The 6,373-nt window shown below is 65.6% G+C and carries 6 protein-coding genes; 3 read left to right on the top strand and 3 right to left on the bottom strand.

All coding sequences use genetic code 11. From position 1 onward, the window contains the following. Positions 1 to 815, top strand: an 815-nt coding sequence (locus FNJ47_RS24545) for a LysR substrate-binding domain-containing protein (RefSeq protein ID WP_163157730.1), incomplete at its 5' end; no start/stop codon positions are given. On the opposite strand, the gene FNJ47_RS24540 is transcribed toward FNJ47_RS24545, so the two are convergent. The 3 genes from FNJ47_RS24540 to FNJ47_RS24530 all read right to left on the bottom strand — a co-directional run bounded on the left by FNJ47_RS24540 (position 763) and on the right by FNJ47_RS24530 (position 3,787). Beyond that, on the bottom strand, positions 763 to 984 hold the full coding sequence (locus FNJ47_RS24540; RefSeq protein ID WP_236000083.1) for a hypothetical protein: 222 nt from the start codon (positions 982 to 984) through the stop codon (positions 763 to 765). The two genes, FNJ47_RS24545 and FNJ47_RS24540, sit on opposite strands and share 53 nt — an antisense overlap. Before the next feature lie 152 nt (positions 985 to 1,136). Further along, the gene (locus FNJ47_RS24535) at positions 1,137 to 2,375 is read right to left on the bottom strand and encodes an ATP-binding protein (RefSeq protein WP_163157726.1); all 1,239 of its coding nucleotides are present in this window, start codon (positions 2,373 to 2,375) and stop codon (positions 1,137 to 1,139) included. A gap of 140 nt (positions 2,376 to 2,515) precedes the next feature. Further along, complete coding sequence (locus FNJ47_RS24530; protein WP_163157724.1) at positions 2,516 to 3,787, bottom strand: allantoate amidohydrolase; 1,272 nt, start codon at positions 3,785 to 3,787, stop codon at positions 2,516 to 2,518. Between the two features lie 370 nt (positions 3,788 to 4,157). Between FNJ47_RS24530 and FNJ47_RS24525 the strand changes: the two genes are divergently transcribed. Next, positions 4,158 to 5,267 (top strand): BMP family ABC transporter substrate-binding protein, encoded by a 1,110-nt coding sequence (locus FNJ47_RS24525; protein ID WP_163157722.1) that lies wholly within the window; start codon positions 4,158 to 4,160, stop codon positions 5,265 to 5,267. Continuing rightward, on the top strand, positions 5,264 to 6,373 hold the full coding sequence (locus tag FNJ47_RS24520; protein WP_163157720.1) for an ABC transporter permease subunit: 1,110 nt from the start codon (positions 5,264 to 5,266) through the stop codon (positions 6,371 to 6,373). The genes FNJ47_RS24525 and FNJ47_RS24520 overlap by 4 nt, the downstream gene beginning before the upstream one ends.

Genomic DNA, 6,373 nt, shown 5'->3' with positions numbered 1-6,373 from the left:
CCCCCTTCGAGGTGCGGCCGACCCGGGAGGGTGCGGCGCTGGCGCGGCATGCCGAGACGCTGTTCGCGGCCGAGCGCGCCGCCGAGGACGAATTGCAGGCGCTGCGCAACCTCGACAGCGGCTCGCTGCGGATCGGCGCCAGCACGACGATCGCGACCTACATGATCCCGGAATATCTCGGCGTGTTCCACCGCGCCTTCCCCGGCATCGACCTGCATGTCGTCAGCGCCAACACCAGCGATATCGCCGCGCTGATGCTGGGCCACGAGATCGAGATCGCGCTGGTCGAGGGACCGGTCGAGGACGAGAACCTGACCAGCACGGCCTGGCGCACCGACGTGATGGTGCTGATCGCAGCGCCCGATCACCGCTTCGCAGCCGCCCCAGGACCGATCGACGTCCGCCTGCTGAACGACGAGATCCTGATCGTGCGCGAGCCCGGCTCGGGCACCCGCGAGGTGGTCGCGCAAGCGCTCGCCGCCCACCGCGTCGAGCCGCAGCGCACGCTCGAGATCGGCAGCACCGAGGCGATCAAGCAGGCGGTGGCATCGGGCGTCGGCGTCGCCATCGTGTCGATCGCAACGATCGACGATCAAGTGAAGCTCGGAAAGCTGAAGGTGATCCCGATCAAGGGCGTCCATATCGAGCGCACGCTCTGGCAGCTCAAATCGCCCGGCCGGCTGGATGTTCCGGCGGCGGTCGCGTTCGAGGGGATCATTCGCGAGGCGAAGGGCGCGAAGACGGCGCCGCAGATGCCGGCGGCTAGAGCGCGGCGAACAGACCCTGCGCCCAGGCAACGACACGCTCGAAGCTGAACACGCCGGGCTCGAAATAGACGGCGCGTGCCAGCACGATGCCGACCACCAGCACCCAGAACACGCTGGTGCCCGCGGTCTTCAGCCATTTCGACACGCCCTCGCTCGCGATCGAAGGATCGACCGCGGGGACCGGCTCACCGAAGGGATCGAATGCGGATTGGCTCATCGTCGTAACCATCAGAGACTACAGTGACAATGTCGCGACGATGGGGGCGGAAGCAAGGGTCGCGGAATGCCTTTTGCGCCGGTACCTTGGAAGGACGTTTCCCGACCCCAAAGCCGGGGAGCATTTCCTTCTCGGCGGCGGCAGATCAGGCGTCAACCATCGGTCCCGCGCTGCGGCGCCACCCGCGGCAGCGTGATCCGCACGCTGGTCCCCTTCCCCGGCGCGCTGTCGAGATGGAGTTCGCCGCCCAGCCGGTTGGTGACGATGTTGTGAACGATGTGGAGGCCGAGCCCGATACGGCCGATGTCGCGGCGCGTGGTGAAGAAGGGATCGAAGGCCTGCCGCAGCACGTCGCGGTCCATCCCGCAGCCATCATCGGCGAACAGGATCTCGACCTCGCCCGCGCCTGACGCGCGCAGCCGGATCGTGATAGTGCCGCCCTTGCCGTCCGGAAATGCATGCGCGACCGCATTGACGAACAGATTGGTCAGCATCTGGCCGTAAGGGCCGGGATAGCTGTTCATCGCAAGATCAGGCGGGCAATCAAGCTCGAGCGTCAAATTGTTCTTCGGCAGCGCCGGACGCAGGTTCAAGAATACCTGCTCCGTCACCTCGCTGAGATCGAACGCGCTGCGGTCGAAATAGCTGCGATCGACAGCTACCTGCTTGAACGACTGCACCAGGTCCGCGGCGCGCTTGAGGTTGCCGACCAGCAGCGACGACGCGCTTTCGACGACCTCGATGAAATCGCTCAGGGTCGACCGCTTCAGCTTGCCGCGCGCAGCCTCGGCGGCGAAGTCGGCGCATTTCTGCTCCAGCACCGAGGCAACCGTGAGGCTGGTGCCGACCGGGCTGTTGATCTCGTGCGCGACGCCGGCCACCAGCCGGCCCAGCGCCGCAAGCTTTTCCGCCTCGATCAGCGACGCCTGGGTCTCCTGCAGATGCTGCAAGGCCTTCTCGGCCGCATCGCGTGCAGCACGGATCTCGCGTTCGCTGCGCTTGCGATCGGTGATCTCTTCGGCCGCCACGTTGACGCCGACGATGTTGCCGTTCGGCCCGCGCTGCGGATGCCAATGCGTAATCCAGCAGCGCTCGTCATTGTGGCCCGGGCGCTGGCCGTAAACCTCGACGCCGGTCACGGGCTCTCCGGTCTCCATGATCGACCGAACGATGCCTTCGACAGCGGTGGCGAGCGCGGGCACACAATCGTGCACGGTGCGTCCGAGATGACCTTCGACCGAAATGCCGCAGATCTCGGTGAGCCGCTGGTTGATCTGGAGGTAACGGCAGTCGGGAGAGAGGTAGGCAAGACCGATCGGTGCAGTGTCATAGATCAGCTGCAGCGCCGGTTGTTTTGGGAACTGAACGTCCTGGACGACGGACGACCGCATGCCCTCCCCCTCCCCAATTGGGGCAAGTCTAGCGCTTCAGGGCCGGGGCGCAAATAGGCGGACTGTGCCAGCCAATGGCGGTCAAACTGTCCGGATTCGGCACGGACAGCCGCGTACGTGGCCCGCGAGGCGCAGCAGCCTCAGCTATTCACTGTACCGTGCGCTCGAAAGTTCTCAACGAAGCGCAGCAGCACCCGGGCACCGGTGTCGGCGTCGGCGAGCTCGACATGCTCGGCCGGATTGTGGCTGATCCCGCCGCGGCAGCGCACGAAGATCATGCCGATATCGGCGATATCGACCATCGCCATGCCGTCGTGCCCGGCCCCGCTCGGCAGTTCGAACACGGCATGGCCCTCGGCCGCGACCGCCTCGGCGATCTGCGCTTTCAGCCACGGTGCACCAGGCACGCTGCGGTTCTCGTGGGTGACGTCGATCTGCAAGGCGAGCTCGCGGCGTTTTGCGATCGCCTCGATCTGCCGCACGATGTCGGCCACCGCCCGCTTGCGATGCATGTCACTCTGCGAGCGGATGTCCATCGTAAACGACACCTTACCCGGGATCACGTTGGTGGCGCCGGGCATCGCGTTGATATAGCCGACAGTGCCGACCAGGCCCTGCTCGTCGGACTTGCAGAATTGCTCGATCGCAACAATGCATTCGGCCGCGCCGCCAAGCGCATCGCGCCGCAGCTTCATCGGCACGGTGCCGGCATGGCCGGCCATACCGGTGAGATTGGCCGCCAACCGGGTCGCGCCCGAAATCGCGGTGACGACGCCGACCGGCAGCGCCTTCTGCTCCAGCACGGGCCCCTGCTCGATATGCAGCTCGACATAACCGAGCAGTTCGCGGCGGGCGCGGGCCGCCTTGCCGATATGATCGGGATCAAGCCCGAAGGCGATCAGCGCATCGCGCATCGAGATGCCGGCTCGATCGCGGGTGTTGAGCACGCTCTCGTCGAACGTGCCGGCCACCGCGCGACTGCCGAGCAGGGTCGAGGCGAAGCGCACGCCCTCCTCGTCGGCAAAGCCCACGATCTCGATCGCGAACGGCAGCCGCTTGCCGCGGCGGTTCAGATCGGCGACGCAGGCGATCGCGGTAATGACGCCGAGCGGGCCGTCCCAGCTGCCGGCGTCGCGCACGGTGTCGTAATGCGAGCCGAGCATCAGCGCCGGCAGGCCCGGCCGCTCGCCCTCGTAGCGGCCGCAGACATTGCCGATCGCATCGAGATGCGCGCTCATGCCGGCCTCGCGCATCCAGGACAGGATGAGATCGGCCGCCTTGCGATGCTCGGGCGTGAGGAAGACACGCGCCAGATGCTCCGGGGTCTCGGAAATCGCCGCGAGCTGATTGATCCGCGCCACGATCTCCTCGCCAAGGGGCGACGGATTCGAGGTCGGTTTTGTCTCGCTCATGCTGTTTCCCATCAATCCAACCGGCGCCGCGGCCCGCCTCACTCGTAGCAGGCCCGATCCGATTCACCAGCCAGCAAATGACGCCTGATGCGCCGACCCGCCCCGGCCCCGCATCGGCCGCCCGGCGGTTAGCGACTGCTTAACGGCATTGCATACAACGGCGATTGATGGCTCATAAAATAGGCAAGATAACGACTGCGCACTTCCGAGGCGGCTCACATCGAACATCATTCTCATTCATATTCAGATACTTATGGAACCATGATCGCTAAACGTGCTCTGGCATGAAGCTTGCGACACTCCGTCATGCGTCGCCGTTACGGCGGCTGCGACAAGGACAGGCGGGTCGGCCCGCCGGAGGGAGCAGGCGATGGATTTTGGCAGGATTTCGAGAAGGCATTTATTGCAGGGAAGCGCGGCATTGGCGCTAGGCAGCACGCTCGGCGTTCGCAGCGCGGCGGCAGCGGAAACCACGGTCGGCTTCATCTATGTCGGCTCGCGCGACGACTACGGCTACAACCAGGCCCACGCGCAAGGCGCCGCGGCGCTGAAGAAGCTGCCCGGCATCAAGGTGGTCGAGGAAGAGAAGGTGCCGGAGACCGATGCGGTCGAGAAGACCATCGAGTCCATGATCAACCTCGACGGCGCCACGCTGCTGTTTCCGACCTCGTTCGGCTACTACAACCCGCACGTCGTCAAGATGGCGGGCAAGTTTCCGAAGATGCATTTCGAGCATTGCGGCGGGCTCTGGTCGGACAAGGACCCAAAGAACGCTGGCAGCTATTTCGGCTACATCGACGAGGCGCAATACATCTCCGGCATCGTCGCCGGCTATTCGACCAAGAGCGGCAAGCTCGGCTTCGTCGCGGCCAAGCCGATCCCGCAGGTGCTGCGCAACATCAACGCGTTCACGCTCGGCGCCCGGCTCGCCAATCCCAAGGCGACCACGCAGGTGATCTTCACCGGCGACTGGTCGATGCCGGTCAAGGAAGCCGAAGCGACCAACAGCCTGATCGACCAGGGCGTCGACGTGCTGACCTGCCATGTCGACGGGCCGAAGACGATGGTCGAGAACGCCGCGCGCCGCGGCGCGATGGTGTGCGGCTATCACGTCAACCAGTCGCCGCTGGCGCCGAAGGCCTATCTCACCGGCGCCGAATGGAACTGGGAGGCGCTGTATCCGAAGTTCGTCAAGATGATCGTGGCTGGAGAAGCGATCCCGAACTTCTATCGCGGCGGCCTCAAGGAAGAGATCGTCAAGGTCTCGCCCTATGGCGAGATGGTCTCGGCCGAAGCGCGTAAGCATGCCGACGATGTCAAGGCCAAGTTCATGTCCGGCGAATACACGATCTTCAAGGGCCCGATCGCCGACAACAAGGGCAACACCGTGATCGCCGGCGGCACCGATCGCGGCCAGCAGGATCCCGAGCTCGAGAAGATGGACTATCTGGTCGAGGGCGTGATCGGAGCCACCGCGTGACGACCGAGGCGGCGGAATCGGTGGAGGCGGCCGGCGTTGCTCCGGCCGCCGATCCCGGCTTCCTCCAGCGCTACGGCGCGAGTATCGAGTACATCCTGATCCCGGGCGCGGCGCTGGTCGGCGCGCTCGCGGTGTTCGGCGGCTTCATTGCGCTCTACGGCAAGAACCCGCTCGACCTCTATTTCTACATGTATTACGGCGCGTTCGGCACCGCCTTCTCCTGGCAGAACACGCTGACCCGCGCCGCGCCCCTGATCCTGACCGCGCTGTGCACGGCGCTGCCGGCGCAGCTCGGCATGGTGATCATCGGCGGCGAAGGCGCGCTGTTGATCGGCGCATTGTCGGCAACGTCGGCGGCGCTGGCGCTGCAAGGCGCGGCACCGATCGTCGTGCAGATCGCGATGGTGATCGCGGGCATGATCGGCGGCGGCCTCTGGATCGCGCTATCAGGTGGCCTGCGGCAGTATCGCGGGGTCAATGAGACGATCTCGAGCCTGCTGCTGGTCTATATCGCGCTCGCGGTCCTCAACCATCTGGTCGAGGGACCGATGCGCGATCCGGCGAGCCTCAACAAGCCGTCGACGCGCGAGATCGGCGCCGCCAACATGATCGGCAGCATTCCCGGCACCGACGTGCATTGGGGCCTGGTGTTCGGCCTCGTCGCGGCGGTCGCCGCCTACATCCTGATCTATCACACCACCTTCGGTTTCGCCGCGCGCGTTGCCGGCGGCAACATCCGCGCCGCAAAGATCGTCGGGCTTTCCGTCGGCAAATTGATCATGACCGTCTGCTTCCTCGCCGGCAGCTGTGCGGGCCTCGCCGGCATGATCGAGGTCGCCGCCGTGCAGGGCCGCACCAATGCCAACCTCGCGGCGGGCTACGGCTTCACCGGCATCCTCGTTGCGTTCCTGGCGCGGCAGAATCCGCTCGCGATCATTCCGGTCGCGATCCTGCTCGGCGGCATCTCAGCGTCCGGCGGCCTGTTGCAGCGGCGGCTCGGCCTGCCCGATGCCTCCGTGCTGGTACTGCAAGGCATCATCTTCGTGTTCGTACTGGCGAGCGACGCGCTCTACGGGCGGATCGGCTTCCTGAAGGGAAAGTCCTGA

Origin of the sequence: Bradyrhizobium uaiense, from assembly GCF_010811875.1 — a bacterium.
GTDB classification, from domain to species: Bacteria; Pseudomonadota; Alphaproteobacteria; order Rhizobiales; family Xanthobacteraceae; genus Bradyrhizobium; species Bradyrhizobium uaiense.
The sequence above is the reverse complement of the archived record's forward strand: the minus strand, read 5'-3'. Positions and strand labels throughout refer to the sequence as shown.

Coding starts and splice junctions, on each gene's coding strand:
- FNJ47_RS24540 (WP_236000083.1), bottom strand. CDS start 984: ATGAGCCAATCCGCATTCGATCCCTTCGGTGAGCCGGTCCCCGCGGTC.
- FNJ47_RS24530 (WP_163157724.1), bottom strand. CDS start 3,787: ATGAGCGAGACAAAACCGACCTCGAATCCGTCGCCCCTTGGCGAGGAG.
- FNJ47_RS24535 (WP_163157726.1), bottom strand. CDS start 2,375: ATGCGGTCGTCCGTCGTCCAGGACGTTCAGTTCCCAAAACAACCGGCG.
- FNJ47_RS24525 (WP_163157722.1), top strand. CDS start 4,158: ATGGATTTTGGCAGGATTTCGAGAAGGCATTTATTGCAGGGAAGCGCG.